The following is a 14,321-nucleotide window of genomic DNA, read 5'->3' on the forward strand; positions in this document are numbered from 1 at the left end:
GTTTTTGTGGCGCCCACGTGGACGCCATCGCGAGCAGGCTCACTCCTACAGTGGATTTGCGATCGACACGAATTCTGTGATCGCAACAAATCTCCTGTAGGAGTGAGCCTGCTCGCGATGGGGGCGACTCGGTGTAATGCCGGTCAGGACTTGTCGGAAGGGTTCGCGGGCGGCGGTTGCACCGGATGCACCTCGCGCCCGCGCAAGGCAGTGGCCACGTATCCGCAGGCACGTTTGGCCCCTGCATACAGGCCGTGCCAGCCCGGTGGCGCCGGCTCGATGGCCGCATGCAACGCCCGCGCATAATCGAGCACCAGCCCCGGCGTCCAGGCCATCGCCTCGGCGCGCTTGCGCACTTGGGCCGCGACCCAGAATTCGGGGCTGGTGATGATCCGGGCAAAATCGAGCATGCTCGACTGGCCCCGATTCATCGCCCCCTCAAGGGCCGCTTCGAGGCTATGGGCGACGGCGCTGGAACAATTTCGGCTGGTGAGGTTGTACGTGGTGTTCTGCCGATAATCTGCCCAGAACGCCGCCAGTCGCTGGGCGTCGTAATGGGCAAAACTGACCTGAGCCGAAGACGGGCACCAGTCGGCAACCTCGCTCGCATAATCCTGAAGAAACCGGCCGGGGACATTATTGTTCGGCGTCGCCCGCAATAGCCGGACGAAATCCCCCGCCGAACGATCAATATCGTCCAGCGGGTAATGACTGACGTAAATGTCCGTGCCACATTCCAGTGCCGCGTGGCCCGCAGAAATCACGCCGTTGATGTCGACCGCCGCGATATAGCGGTTAAGCAGCCGGTTGCGTACCAAGGTGTCGTCAACCGTGCCACTCGGCGTCCAGACGTGAATCACCAGCGCGGTGCCGGGTGCTGGCGCACCGGCCGAAAAAGGGCTTAACGGCAACTGCCGGTTTTTGAAGCGTAAAGACTGTCGCAGAAGAGCGCAGCCCGAGAGAAAGAGGCTCATGCCAATGCAGAACGGCACCGTGCCCTTGTAAAGCGTCGGGTACGGCTCGAGGATGAACAGGCCAAAGCCGATTTCGAACAACCCCGTCAGCAACGACACTTGCCAGCCGACAAAGCGCACCACCAACGCCGCTGCCAGCCGAAAGCCGCCATCGAGCAGAAACGCCACACCACACAGCACCGCCAGAATCAGGCTGGCAGCGTGTTGCCGATCAATGATCAGCAGCCCCAGCAGCAGGAACGCAAAACCCCGACCCTTGCGCACCGCAGCAGCCGTGCCGGTTTGTGGCGCCGGCACCAACAAAATGATCAAGGCTTCGAGCAACAACAGATAGCCGAACACATGCAGCGGGAAATACAGCACGCCGTCCAGCGCATCGATGAAGATGGCCACGCCAGCCGCGCCCCAGACGATGCCGGTCAGGGCCAGCGCCGACCAGCGCTTGCGGACAAAATCGTTACCGAGCAAGACCATACTCAAGCGAACCATAGGCTTCCCTGATTTCTTCGGGCAGCCGCAAAACGCGCAGCATTCGGGCTGTGCTGAGTCTAATACATTCTGTAAAAGCCGGATCGCAGCACCGCGACCCGGCTATCGGTACCGCGCGATCTAGAAATCGCGCTTGTAGAAGATGTCCAGCGAACTGGCGACGCCACTGGCCGCTTCGAGGTAGACCTTTTTGCTCAGTTTGTAGCGCAGTGCAATGGTGTTGGCCGGTTCGAACACGCCGACGCCATAACGCAAACTGAGCTTCTCGGAGATGTTGCCGCTGGCCACCACGCTGGTGGTATTGCCGCTGCCTTGTGTGTCGAGCTGGAAATCCTGAATGCCCAAGTCTTTGGCCAGACCGCTGGTCACCCCGGAACTGCCCATCAAGCCCAGCCCCAACGCCGCTTGCGCAAGCATGTTGTTGTCCTCGCCGTTGGTGCTCAACGGACGGCCCAGCACCAGATACGACAGCGCTTGTTCCTGGCTCATCGCCGGCTCCGAGAAGATCTGCGTGGTCGGCTGCTCGGCGCTGCCACTCAGGCGGATACCGGCGATGACATCGTCGGTCTGGCGAATCGCTTCGATGTCCAGATACGGCTGATCGATCGGCCCGGCAAACAGCAGACGTGCACGCCGTACCGTCAGGCGCTGGCCGTAGGCGCGGTATTTGCCGTCGTTGAGCCACAGCTCGCCACGGGTGTCCATGTTGTCGCCGATGTGCACGTGACCCTGCAGGTTGGCGGTCAGGCCGAACCCGGCGAAGCTGAGTCTGTCTTCGCCGACCACCACATCGATGTCCATTTTCATGGCCATCGGCGGTTTGCCCTCTTCGGTCTGCGCGCCGACGATGATCGTGTCGTCGGAGACTTTCACTGTCGATGGCGGCAGTTCACGCACGGTGATTTCGCCTCTCGGCACCTGCACCTTGCCGGCGACTTTCAGCTCATCACCGGCCATCGAGATTTTCAGATCCGGCGCGACTTCGAGTTTGGCGTACGGCTCGACAGTCACCGGCAGTTGCGTGCCCTTGAGCGCCAGATCAACCATCAGCGCCTGGCCCCAGGCGACGTTACCGTTGAGGCTGCCCTGCCCGGCCTTGCCGCTTTTCCAGCCGCCGTCCAGGCGCACCGATTCACCGGCAATCACCGCTTTGAGTTGCAGATCCTGCAGTTCCATCGGCAGCTCGGCACCGGACACTTCGCCGTCGCTGAGTTGCACCGTGCCGTTCACCAATGGCGCCAGCAAACCACCGGAAATGGTGCCGCTGCCATTAAGGCGCCCGGTGAGTTTCTCGACCATCGGCACAAACGGCCGCGCCACCGACAGATCCAGCCCGGAGAGGCGAAACGAGCCGCTCAGCGGTTTGTTTTTCGGCAGCGGATTGAGCTGCGCCTGCACCATCAATTCGCCGAGTTTGCCGCCGACGAAGTTGAGGTCGGTGTCGATGCGCTTGGGCGTGAGTTTGCTGGTGAGTTTCAGCGTCTGGTACGGGAAGTCCAGCCACTGATCCTTTTCCTTCATGCGCAAGGTGCCGCCGCTGGCGTCGATGCTGATCACACCGTTGGGGCCGCTGGCCGGCAAGTCCAGTTGCAGGTCGGCATTGAGCCTGCCCTGCCAGGCGAAATCCTTGGGCAGCCACTGCGCCAGACTTTCAATCGGGAACTGCTTGAGGTGGTAACGCAGTTTCGGATCGGGCATCAGCCGCTGATCTTCACCGCACAGGCTGGCGCTGCCGGACATCCAACAATGGGCGCCGAAGTTGATCTTGCCGTCGGCAAGACGTTCGAGCTTCGCCGGGTTTTGCAGTTTCCAGTCCTGACCGCCGGCCTGAATATCGCCGCTGGCCAAGCGCCCGCGCCAGTTGCCCTTGTCCAGATTGCCGTCCAGCCCCAGCGCCAGTTTCAGTTTCGGCCCGAGCAAGTCGAGATTGAGTTTCTGGTTTTTGATATTGCCTTGGGCACTGGCGGTCAACACGCCGAGGTTGGTGTCGCCGGCCTGAATCCCGCTGCCCTTCAGATCGATCCTCGCTCGTTGCGCGCTGTCGAGCGTGGCGTCGAGGTTGAGGCTTTGCAGGCGATTGTCTTGAAACGCCAGTTGCGAGCCTTGCAGATCAAGCTTGCCCTGCGGCGCCTTCAAGGTGCCGGCGACATTGACCTGGCCGTTGATCTGCCCGCGCAATTGCGGCCAGAGCTGGGCCAGACGCGCCAGTTTGATGTCGATCTGCCCGGTGAGTTTCTGTTGCAGGCTGCCCTTGCCGCTGATGCTGTTATCGCCGAGGCGGATTTGCAGGGCATTGAGGTTCCATTGCTCGCCAGCGCCGTCAGCCTTGGCTTGCAGGATCGCCGGTTGGCCGCGCAGTTTGCCCTTAAGATCGAGGTCGGCATTCAGGCTCAGGCGCTCGTTTTTCATTTCGCCTTTGCTCTTCAACGGGCCGGCCAGCGTGCCCGGCAATTCCGCGACCCAGTACGCAGGGTTGAGCGCCGACAATTCCAGCGCGGTGTCCCAGGCGATGCCATCGGCGAACTGCACGTTCACATGGCCTTCGGCCTTGCCCTGCCCGGCTTCGAGTTTCAGTTGCGGCAAGAAGATCTGCTTGAGATTGCCACTGAACGGACTGCTCAGGCTGAACGCCCCCGCCGGCCCATCTGCAGCGGCGGCGAAGTTACCGATGTACTGACCGTCGGTATAGGAGACTTCGCCCGTGAAGGTACGCAACGTCACCTGCGGCTCGTCGATCTCCGGATAGAGTCGGTGCCACGGGAAATCCAGCCAGTTGATATTGGCCTGGGCGCTTAGACCTTTGCTCCAGTCAACGTTGCCGGTGAGCTTGAGACTTTGTTTATCGCTGGCCGTCAGGTCGAGGCCGGCAATCTGCGCACCTTTGGCGTCAACCTTGCCTTTGAGCAACAGCGCCACCGGGCCTTTATCGGCCGGCAGCGTCGCATTGCCGAGGAGTTGGTAGCCGTTTTTCAGGTCGCCTTCGCCGGTCAATACCAGTTGATTGAATTGCAGGGTGTCCGGCAGATCGGCGCTCGGCTTGAACGCCTCCGAGGTGATGCGCACCCTGGCCGGCAGGTTTTCCGCCAGCGGTTGCAACTCGCCACTCAACTGGCCATCGAGGTAGCCACGGCTGTCGGCGTGCAGGTTGAGGGTTTTCAGCAGGTCGCCGTCGATTTTCAACGCCAGCGTCCACGGCCCGGTGCCGGGGGACGGCAGGGTCAGGTCGCCGGCGATCTTCAGCGGCCAGTTGCCGGTGGGTTCAAGCAACCCGGAGAGGTTCAGGCTGAGGTCGTCGCGCTGCAACTGCACGCTGTCGATCTGCATGCCTTTGGCTGTCCAGTGCGCCGCCAGTTTCAGCCCCTTGAGCTGTTCGCTGCCGTTGAACAGCAAGCTGCCAACCTGTACGTCGCCCAGCTCGATGGCCACGGGCAATTGCAGGTCCGGCAGTTTGATCGGGCCGCTTTCAGTGGTTTCTTCGCTGGGCGGAAACTGCAGGATGACTTGATCAGCCTTGAGCTGTTCGATGCACAGCGCCATGCGGGTCAGGCACAGCGGCGACCATGCGAAGATCGGTTTCTGCAACTCGACACGACTGCTGCCCTGCTGCCACAACAGGTGATCGGCGCTCCACTGCCCACCGAGCCGACCCTGGAAATTCTCCACGCTCAAGCCCGGCACCAGACCCAGCACCCAGCGGCTGCCTGCCTGGGTGCCGAGCACCGTGGCGATACCCAACACAACAAAAAGCACCAGTGCCAACAGCACCAGTGCTGCAATCTTCAAACCACGCTTCACAGCTCAGGCCCCATGGAAAAGTGCAGCCGGATGCCGCCATCGTCGTCCAGCGCGTGGGCCAGGTCGAGGCGGATCGGCCCGACCGGCGAGACCCAGCGCACACCAATACCGACCCCGGTCTTGAGGTTCGGCAGTTCGAGTTTGTTGAAAGAGTTGCCTTGGTCGACGAAGGTCGCGACTCGCCATTTTTCGGCAATCGAATATTGATACTCGACGCTGCCGGCGACCATGTAGCGGCCACCGATGCGGTCGCCATCGGAGTTTTTTGGCGACAGGCTCTGGTAATCGTAACCACGCACGCTCTGATCGCCACCGGCGAAGAAACGCAGCGATGGCGGCACCGAGTTGTAGCCGTTGGTGGCGCTACCGCCGACCTGCACACGACCGAGGAAGCGGTGCTTGTCGAACACCGTGGTCAAGCCTTTGACCAATGCGGTGCCGTACAGCAGGTTGTTGTCCGAGCCGAGACCTTCCTTTGCCACTTTGCTTTCGAAGGTCAGCCGATAGCCGTTGTGCGGGTCGATGCGGTTGTCGCTTTTCAGGTACGAATAACTGACGCCGGGCATCAGCAAGGTACTAAGACCGGAGTCGTCACCGAGCTGGTATTCCTCGCGCTGCCATTTGAGCGAGATCACCCGCTGCCAGCCGCTCGGTAGTTTGCTGTGCCATTCCGGGCCGAAGGTCAGCAACTTGCTGAGGGTGTCGGAGCCGTCGATGTCTTCGTACTGGTAACCACCGGCCCAGCGCAGTTTGTCGGTCAGCGGTGGGTCGAGCGGGATGTCGTAGAACAGCCCGACGTTTTGCCGTGGCGCCGACAACTCGGCCTCCCAGCCATAGCTGTCGCCTTGCGGGTTGACCCAATGGCGGGTCCAGTTGGCTTTGATGCGCGGGCCGACGTCGGTGGAATAACCGAGGCCCAGGCCCATGGTGCGCGGCTTGCGTGTGTCGAGCTTTACGTCGACCGGAATCACGTCGTTTTTCGCGGCGGTCGGCGCGGCGTCGACGCGCACGCCTTCGAAATAGCCGCTCGACTGCAAATCGCGGTTGAGTTCGGCGATCAGCTCGGAGTCGTACGGTTCACCTTCCTTGAACGGCACCATGCGTTGCAGCAGGTCTTCGTCGAATGGCGTGTCGCCCTCGAATTTGACTTTGCCCAGCGCATAACGCGGGCCACTTTCGTAGATCAATTCAACATCGGCGACCCCGGCGCGGGGATCGACCAAGAGTTTTTGGCTGGTGAAATGGCCGCTGAAAAAACCGAAGCGCGAAGCCTGATTCTGAATAAGTCGTTTGGCGTCTTCGTAACGCCCATGATTGAGTACCGCGCCGGATTTGAGCACGTCGCTTTTCGGTACACGAAAGGATTTGAGAGAGGCCGCCGGGCCGTCGACACGAATGGTGACGTTGCGCAGGCGAATCGGCTCGCCGGGATCGATGTTCAGCACCAGACGCGGTTTTTCCCCGCCCTTGACGTCGCTGTCGATCTGCGGCTGGTAGTAGCCCAGCGCCTGGGCCGCTTTGCGCGCCTGCTCTTCGGCCCCGCGACTGAAGCGCAGCAAGGCTTCTTCGTCACGGTCGCCGAGGCTGCCGATATAGCCTTCTATATTGGCTTTAAGTTCATCGTTGGACGGTTTGATCCGCACGTCCAATTCACTTTGCGCCAGCGCCGCGCAGCTGGATAACAGCATGAGCACGCCACTGGTAAATCTTCCTGGAAACTTCATAGGCGCGGATGCTATCACGAGCTTGGGAGCGTGATAGAACCAGACTTTTCGCAAAAAGTTCGATGGTTATGCCGTTGCAGTTTGTAACACCTGCGGATTGGCGTGGAAAAACACGTGCTCGCGCACCGGCCCGACCGCCACTTCGCCGATCTCTTCGTAGCCCTGCCTTTTATAGAATTCCAGGTAACGCGGATTGCCAGTGTCGAGCACCACGCCCTGCGAGGTTTCGTCCACCGCGCACCAGTTGTGCACGGCGCTCAACAGTTGTTCGCCGAAGTGTTTGCCCTGGAACTGCGGATGAATACCCAGCAGCGGCAACATATGCACCGAATCGCTCGGCACGCACGCGGACACGGCATCGTGGTATTCCAGATAACGCCGGGTACAGCGAAAACCGGTGCTCAGCACCATGCGCAAGCGCCACGCCCAGCTCTCAGTGATGCCCAACCGACGTTGCGGCGGTGCAATGAGGGCAATGCCGATCAGCCGGTCGTTGACCAGCAAGCCGATGGCCGGCAGATCCTGCAGAAAATGCTGTTTGACCAGTTCACGCACCGTCGCCCGCACACGCTGCTCATATCCGGGGCGCTCAGCTTCGAACAGATAACCGAAGGTCGGCTCGTGGCGATAGGCCTGATACAGCAAGGATCGGGCTTCGCGGGAATAGCCGCGGTCGAGCATGTGGATGTCGGCGATGGCGGTCTGGGTTTCAGGCATGACAATGATTCTCCCCGGGGCACGGCTCAAATGGCTGCGCTCTTGTTGGTACGAACCCATTGGCGTTGGCACAGTTCCCCACAGGTATAGCCCAACTCAGGATCTTCATCGACTGTGAGGACGCCATCGCGAGCAGTCTCACTCCTACAGGGGTACGCATTCCAATTGTAGGAGTGAACCTGCTCGCGATGGCGTCGGTTCAGACAACATCTATCTTGCAGGCAAAAACGATTTCCCCTACCCCACACTGGCCCCCATCCCACATGTCAGCTAGCATCGCCCTTTTGCCAGGACTGCCGACCATGAAGATCGTTTCCTTCAACATCAACGGACTGCGCGCCCGTCCGCATCAGCTGGCAGCGCTGATCGAAAAACACCAGCCAGATGTGATCGGCCTGCAGGAAACCAAAGTCCACGACGACCAGTTCCCGCTGGAAGAAGTCCGCGCCCTGGGTTACCACGTGTATTTCCACGGCCAGAAAGGTCATTACGGCGTCGCCCTGCTCTCGCGTAACGAGCCGATTGCGATCCATAAAGGTTTCGCCACGGACGAAGAAGACGCCCAGCGCCGTTTCATCTGGGGCACATTCGCCGACGCCAATGGTGTGCCGGTAACGATCATGAACGGCTACTTCCCACAGGGTGAAAGCCGCGACCACCCGACCAAATTCCCCGCCAAGCAGCGTTTTTACAGCGACCTGCAAGCGCTGCTGGAAAGCCAGTTCCACAACGAACAGCCGCTGGTGGTGATGGGTGACGTGAACATTTCCCCGGAAGACTGCGACATCGGCATCGGCCCGGACAACATGAAGCGCTGGCTGAAAACCGGTAAATGCAGCTTCCTGCCGGAAGAGCGCGAGTGGATGGCGCGCCTGAAGAACTGGGGCCTGACCGACAGCTACCGTCACCTCAACCCGGATGTGACCGACATGTTCAGCTGGTTCGACTACCGCAGCCGTGGTTTCGAAGACGAACCCAAGCGCGGCCTGCGCATTGATGTGATTCTGGCCTCGCACGGCTTGCTGCCACGGGTGAAAGCGGCGGGAGTCGATTACGAACTGCGCGGCATGGAAAAACCTTCGGACCATGCGCCGATCTGGCTTGAATTGGCCTGACCTTGAAGCCACCACAGAATCACATTTGACAAAGGGGTTCTGTGGTCGGCTGACCTGTGGCGAGGGGATTTATCCCCGTTGGGTGGCGAAGCCGCCCCCTGCATACCTCCAGACAAATCAGATTTACAGATTCCACGACTGCTTTGCAGCCGAGCGGGGATAAATTCCCTCGCCACAAAGGCTCCTCGACCTTGAATCACTGTCATGTTTTGGTCATGCGCCTGACTTAATCTCCCCGGCAATCCCCTTGGCTTGATTCGGTGCCGGCATGACCCTGCGTGTTCTCTGCGTTTTTCTATTGAGTGGATGGCTGACGGTCTCCGCCGCTGCTCTGCCGATACCCGAAAACGGCCCGGCGCTGCGCATTCAGGGTTCCAACACGATTGGAGCGGAACTCGGCCCGGCGCTGGTTGAAGGCTTGCTGCAAGAGCAAGGCTTGTTGAAAATCCACCGCGAAACCCCGGACACCGCCAACGAACAACGCATCGTCGGCCAGACCGCCCAAGGCAAACGTGTGGTGGTGGAAGTCGCCGCCCACGGTTCCAGCACCGGCTTCACCGCACTGAAAAACGCCAGCGCCGATCTGGCCGCCGCCTCCCGCGAGATCAAGGAAAGCGAACTGCTCAGCCTGCAAGCACTGGGCGATCTGAAAAGCCCGGCCGCCGAACAAGTCATCGCCATTGATGGTCTGGCGATCATCCTTCACCCGGACAACCCGCTGCAGCAACTGGACACCGAACAACTGGCGCGGATCTTCAGTGGCGAGGTGAAAACCTGGGAAGACCTTGGCGGTCGCGGCGGCGCGATTCATTTATATGCACGGGATGACCAGTCCGGCACGTACGACACGTTTAAGGAACTGGTCCTCAATCGTCGTGGGAAGAGTCTGAGCAGCGCAGCGAAAAGGTTCGAATCCAGTGAGCAATTGTCCGATGCCGTGAGCAGCGATCCGCAAGGTATCGGCTTCATCGGTCTGCCTTACGTGCGCCAGGCCAAAGCGGTGGCGATTGCCGATGGCGCATCGCAATCGATGCTGCCGCTGAGCAATCTGATCGCCACTGAAGACTATCCGTTGTCACGCCGGTTGTTCTTTTACTTGCCGCCGGACAGTAACAATCCCTGGGCCAAGGCCTTGGTGACGTTTGCGCAAAGCCGTCAGGGCCAGACCATTGTTGCCGCCAACGGCTTTATCAGTCAGACCGTGCGCGCCATGAGCGTCGCACCGAATGCGCTGATGCCCGAGGGTTATCAATCCCTCAGCCGTCATGCCCAGCGTCTGACAGTGAATTTCCGTTTCGAGGAAGGCAGCGCCAGCCTCGATAACAAGGCGCGGCAGGATCTGGCCCGGGTGCTTGAGTATGTAAAGCGCCACGACAAAACCGACCGGGCGTTGACGCTGGTGGGCTTTGGTGATGTGAAGGACGACCCGGCGCGTGCGGATTTGCTCTCGAAGTTGCGGGCCATGGCCGTGCGGCGCGAGCTGGTGAAGAACGGCGTGGTGTTGCGCGAGGTACGCGGGTTTGGCGCGTTAATGCCCGTGGCGACCAACAGCGCGGATGAGGGGCGGATCAAGAATCGGCGGGTTGAGGTGTGGGTTTACTGAACTTCGAACCACTGATCGTTCCCACGCTCTGCGTGGTAACGCAGCCATGGACGCTCCGCGTCCACTGTGACGCGGAGCGTCACGGTATGCATTCCCACGCCGAGCGTGGGAACGATCACCGCGATCAACGCTTTGCGTGGGAGCGATCAGGGGTGAAGTGCTGGATCAGCGTTCGCTACGCAGCATTTCCTTCGGCACGTACTTGCCGATCTCGAACTTGCCGATCGCCGCGCGGTGCACTTCGTCCGGGCCGTCGGCCAGACGCAGGGTGCGTTGCATGGCGTACATGTAGGCCAGCGGGAAATCGTTGGAAACCCCTGCCCCGCCATGCATCTGAATCGCCCGGTCGATTACGCGCAACGCCACGTTCGGCGCGACAACCTTGATCTGCGCAATCTCGCTCTTCGCCACTTTGTTACCCACGGTGTCCATCATGTACGCCGCCTTCAGGGTCAGCAGACGTGCCATGTCGATTTCCATCCGCGAGTCGGCGATCTTGTCGACATTACCGCCCAGACGCGCCAGCGGCTTACCGAACGCGGTGCGACTCACCGAGCGTTTGCACATCAGTTCCAGTGCGCGTTCAGCCATGCCGATTGAGCGCATGCAGTGGTGAATCCGGCCCGGGCCGAGGCGGCCCTGAGCGATTTCGAAGCCGCGCCCTTCACCGAGCAGGACGTTTTCGTACGGCACCCGTACGTTGTCGAACAGCACTTCGGCATGACCGTGCGGTGCGTCGTCGTAACCGAATACCGGCAGCGGACGGACGATCTTCACGCCGGGGGTGTCAACCGGCACCAGAATCATCGAGTGCTGGGCGTGGCGCGGGGCGTCGGGGTTGCTCAGGCCCATGAAGATCAGGATCTTGCAGCGCGGATCGCAGGCGCCGGACGTCCACCATTTCTTGCCGTTGATCACCCACTCATCGCCATCACGCACGGCACGGGCGGCCATGTTGGTGGCATCGGAGGACGCAACGTCAGGTTCGGTCATGGCGAATGCTGAACGGATCTCGCCGCGCAGTAGCGGTTCGAGCCAACGCTGCTTTTGCTCTTCGTTGGCGTAGCGCACCAGCACTTCCATGTTGCCGGTGTCCGGCGCCGAGCAGTTGAACGGCTCCGGCCCGAGCAGCGAGCGGCCCATGATTTCCGCCAGTGGCGCGTACTCAAGGTTGGTCAGGCCGGCGCCGAGTTCCGACTCCGGAAGAAACAGATTCCACAGACCCTCGGCTTTTGCCTTGGTTTTCAACTCTTCCATGATCGCCGTCGGCTGCCAGCGATCACCTTCGGCGACCTGGCGTTCGAACACAGCTTCAGCCGGGTAAACGTAAGTGTCCATGAACGCAGTCACGCGCTCACGCAGTTCCTGAACCTTGGGCGAATAAGCGAAATCCATGAGCAATTACCTTCTTGTCTAGAGGTTGTTTAGGTCATGCAATCGATGCTAGAACAGCGCTGATAATTTACCTAGCCTATTCTCGGCGTGTATAAACATTCATCACCGATATATGATCCAGTGATCGTCAGCCCTCACCCGCCCTTAATAACAAGAGATGCCGCGTTATGAATCTGAGCAAGGTCGACCTCAACCTTTTCATCGTCTTCGACGCGATTTACACCGAAGCCAACCTGACCCGTGCCGGGCAAATCGTCGGTATCACTCAGCCAGCGGTGTCCAACGCGCTGGCAAGGTTGCGCGAAACCTTCAACGACCCGCTCTTCGTGCGCACCGCCCAGGGCATGGTGCCGACACCGATGGCGCAGAACATCATTGGCCCGGTGCGCAATGCGTTGTCGCTGTTGCGCGTGTCGGTTCAGGAAAGCCGCATTTTCAACCCGGCGCAAGCGGTCAAGACCTACCGCATCAGCATGACCGACCTCACCGAAGCGGTGATTCTGCCGCCGCTGTTTCAGCGCCTGCGTCGCCTGGCGCCGACGGTGATCATCGAAAGCTTTCTGTCCAAACGCCGCGAAACCACCAAGGAACTGGCGGCCGGGCGTCTGGATTTTGCCGTGGATGCGCCGCTCAACACCGACCCGCAAGTGCGCCACGTCAAGCTGATGGAAGACCGTTACGTCTGTGCGATGCGCAAGGGCCATCCGATGGCGGGCAAGGAAAAACTGTCGCTCGATGACTATCTGTCGCTGACCCACATCCACATTTCCAGTCGCCGCAGCGGTCTGGGTTATGTCGATCTGGCGCTGGGAAAAATGGGCATTCAGCGCAAGATCGCCCTGCGTTCGCAGCATTACCTTATGGCGTCGCAGGTGATGCAGCAGACCGACATGGTCATGACGGTGCCGGAGCGCTTTGCCCGTCGGCACGAGCTGCAGGCATTCAATTTGCCGGTCAACGATGTACCGCCGGTGGAGACGCATTTGTACTGGCATGAAAGCACTGACCAGGATCCGGCGAATCGCTGGATGCGCGAGCAGATGATCGAGTTGTGCCAACAGGTGACGGCGCAGGAGAAGAAGCTCGACAAGCTGCAGGCGCCCGCCACTTGACGTAAACGTCAACCTGCCATTAGCTTAGCGCCAAGACCCTTCTTCGAGCGCGTTCATGAGCAGCCAGACCTACAGCATTTCCGACCTCGCCCGCGAGCTGGACATCACCACCCGGGCGATCCGCTTCTATGAAGAACAAGGCCTGCTCAGCCCTGAGCGCCGAGGCCAGGAACGCATCTATTCGCCACGCGACAAGGTCAGCCTGAAGCTGATCCTGCGGGGCAAGCGCATCGGTTTTTCCCTGGCCGAGTGCCGCGAGCTGATCGAGCTCTACGACCCTTCCAGCGGTAACACCAAACAACTCAACAGCATGCTGGCGAAAATCAGCGAACGCCGGGAACAGCTCGAACAGCAGTTGCTGGACATCGAACAGATGAAGCTGGAACTCGACACCGCCGAAGAACGCTGCGTGCAGGCGCTGGAGCAGACGCTCAAGAGTCAGCAAGTCGCGCAGTAGCCTCCCGATAATTACAACAGGTCAACGCCATGTCCCTCCCCTCCCAAGTACGCCTGATTGAAGTCGGCCCGCGTGACGGCCTGCAGAACGAAGCCCAGCCCATCAGCGTCGCCGACAAGGTGCAACTGGTCGACGCGCTGAGCGCCGCCGGCCTCGGCTATATAGAAGTCGGCAGTTTCGTTTCGCCCAAGTGGGTGCCGCAGATGGCCGGTTCCGCCGAGGTATTCGCGCAGATCCAGCGCAAGCCCGGCGTAACCTACGGCGCGCTGGCGCCGAACCTGCGCGGTTTTGAAGATGCACTGGCGTCCGGGGTCAAGGAAGTCGCGGTGTTTGCCGCTGCGTCCGAAGCGTTTTCGCAGCGCAACATCAATTGCTCTATCAGCGAAAGCCTGGCGCGGTTCGCACCGATCATGGAATCGGCGAAGCAGCACGGCGTTACCGTGCGCGGTTACGTTTCCTGCGTGTTGGGTTGCCCTTATGAAGGCGAGGTCGACCCGGAACAAGTGGCCATGGTCGCCCGCGAGCTGTATGCGATGGGCTGCTACGAAGTCTCGCTGGGTGACACCATCGGCACCGGCACCGCAGGCGCCACCCGCCGTCTGTTCGAAGTGGTCTCGAAACAGGTGCCGCGAGAGAAACTCGCCGGCCACTTCCACGACACCTACGGCCAGGCCATGGCCAACATCTACGCCAGCCTGCTGGAAGGTATCGCGGTGTTCGACAGCTCCATCGCCGGCCTCGGCGGCTGCCCCTACGCCAAGGGCGCCAGCGGTAACGTCGCCACCGAAGACGTGGTGTACCTGCTCAACGGCCTGGGCATCGAGACCGGTATCGACCTCGATGCCTTGATTGCCGCCGGCCAGCAGATCAGTGCTGTGCTGGGTCGCCCAAGCGGTTCGCGCGTAGCCAAGGCCCGTAGCGCACAGTGAGGGGATGGTGT

Annotated in this window: 10 protein-coding genes; 5 read left to right on the forward strand and 5 right to left on the reverse strand. The window is 60.7% G+C overall.

What is annotated here, in order from left to right; all coding sequences use genetic code 11:
* Nucleotides 1–143: 143 nt before the first annotated feature.
* The 4 genes from F2P67_RS22870 to F2P67_RS22885 all read right to left on the reverse strand — a co-directional run bounded on the left by F2P67_RS22870 (nucleotide 144) and on the right by F2P67_RS22885 (nucleotide 7,699).
* On the reverse strand, nucleotides 144–1,463 hold the full coding sequence (locus F2P67_RS22870) for a hypothetical protein (protein ID WP_166224067.1): 1,320 nt from the start codon (nucleotides 1,461–1,463) through the stop codon (nucleotides 144–146).
* Between the two features lie 120 nt (nucleotides 1,464–1,583).
* The gene (locus tag F2P67_RS22875; RefSeq protein WP_166224070.1) at nucleotides 1,584–5,258 is read right to left on the reverse strand and encodes a translocation/assembly module TamB domain-containing protein; all 3,675 of its coding nucleotides are present in this window, start codon (nucleotides 5,256–5,258) and stop codon (nucleotides 1,584–1,586) included.
* A complete protein-coding gene (locus F2P67_RS22880) occupies nucleotides 5,255–6,982 on the reverse strand; it encodes an autotransporter assembly complex protein TamA (protein ID WP_166224073.1) in 1,728 nt (575 codons plus the stop codon). The genes F2P67_RS22875 and F2P67_RS22880 overlap by 4 nt, the downstream gene beginning before the upstream one ends.
* 66 nt (nucleotides 6,983–7,048) lie before the next feature.
* On the reverse strand, nucleotides 7,049–7,699 hold the full coding sequence (locus F2P67_RS22885) for a GNAT family N-acetyltransferase (protein WP_166224076.1): 651 nt from the start codon (nucleotides 7,697–7,699) through the stop codon (nucleotides 7,049–7,051).
* Nucleotides 7,700–8,001: 302 nt separating this feature from the next.
* On the opposite strand from F2P67_RS22885, the gene xthA reads away from it, so the two are divergent.
* Both xthA and F2P67_RS22895 read left to right on the forward strand, forming a co-directional pair.
* On the forward strand, nucleotides 8,002–8,814 hold the full coding sequence (gene xthA / locus F2P67_RS22890; protein ID WP_166224079.1) for an exodeoxyribonuclease III: 813 nt from the start codon (nucleotides 8,002–8,004) through the stop codon (nucleotides 8,812–8,814).
* Nucleotides 8,815–9,082: 268 nt separating this feature from the next.
* Entirely contained in the window at nucleotides 9,083–10,417 is a 1,335-nt protein-coding gene (locus tag F2P67_RS22895; RefSeq protein WP_166224082.1) for a substrate-binding domain-containing protein, read from the forward strand.
* 165 nt (nucleotides 10,418–10,582) lie between these two features.
* On the opposite strand, the gene F2P67_RS22900 is transcribed toward F2P67_RS22895, so the two are convergent.
* The gene (locus F2P67_RS22900) at nucleotides 10,583–11,812 is read right to left on the reverse strand and encodes an acyl-CoA dehydrogenase (RefSeq protein WP_166224085.1); all 1,230 of its coding nucleotides are present in this window, start codon (nucleotides 11,810–11,812) and stop codon (nucleotides 10,583–10,585) included.
* Nucleotides 11,813–11,979: 167 nt separating this feature from the next.
* Between F2P67_RS22900 and F2P67_RS22905 the strand changes: the two genes are divergently transcribed.
* Genes F2P67_RS22905 through F2P67_RS22915 form a run of 3 tightly spaced genes read left to right on the forward strand, consistent with a single transcriptional unit; the run spans nucleotide 11,980 to nucleotide 14,310 of the window.
* Nucleotides 11,980–12,924: a LysR family transcriptional regulator gene (locus F2P67_RS22905; protein WP_166224088.1), complete on the forward strand. Its 945-nt coding sequence runs from the start codon at nucleotides 11,980–11,982 to the stop codon at nucleotides 12,922–12,924.
* A 55-nt stretch (nucleotides 12,925–12,979) separates the two neighbouring features.
* Entirely contained in the window at nucleotides 12,980–13,381 is a 402-nt protein-coding gene (locus F2P67_RS22910; RefSeq protein ID WP_007951507.1) for a MerR family transcriptional regulator, read from the forward strand.
* 29 nt (nucleotides 13,382–13,410) lie between these two features.
* A complete protein-coding gene (locus F2P67_RS22915; protein WP_166224090.1) occupies nucleotides 13,411–14,310 on the forward strand; it encodes a hydroxymethylglutaryl-CoA lyase in 900 nt (299 codons plus the stop codon).
* Nucleotides 14,311–14,321 lie beyond the last annotated feature (11 nt).

The sequence above is a fragment of the Pseudomonas atagonensis genome (assembly GCF_011369485.1).
Lineage (GTDB): Bacteria > Pseudomonadota > Gammaproteobacteria > Pseudomonadales > Pseudomonadaceae > Aquipseudomonas > Aquipseudomonas atagonensis.